The sequence below is a fragment of the Halostella sp. PRR32 genome (assembly GCF_034808085.1).
Taxonomy (GTDB): Archaea; Halobacteriota; Halobacteria; order Halobacteriales; family Natronoarchaeaceae; genus Halostella; species Halostella pelagica.
Window position 1 is genome coordinate 1 of sequence record NZ_JAXHGL010000114.1, and the last position, 273, is coordinate 273.

Sequence of the window (273 nt, forward strand, 5' to 3'; positions counted from 1 at the left end):
CGCATGGCGAGGGCGTTCACGACGCTCACGCCATGCGCCTCGAGGTGGAGGTCAAGCGCGAGGGTGCGGTGTGGACGCACGCGTTCGAGCGCGGCGAACCGCAGGGCGACATGGAGCGCGTCCGCGACATGCGCGACGGCGAGGAGAACGGGACGAGCATCCGGTTCTGGCCGGACACGGACATCTTCGACGCGACCGAGTACAAGTTCTCGACGCTCGCGAACCGTCTCCGCGAGCTCGCGTTCCTGAACTCCGGGGTCGCCATCACGCTCG

General features: G+C 68.5%; 1 pseudogene. It reads left to right on the forward strand.

Annotated elements, in window-relative coordinates:
- A pseudogene (locus SM753_RS20590) lies at positions 1-273 on the forward strand (DNA topoisomerase IV subunit B); the annotation flags it as partial.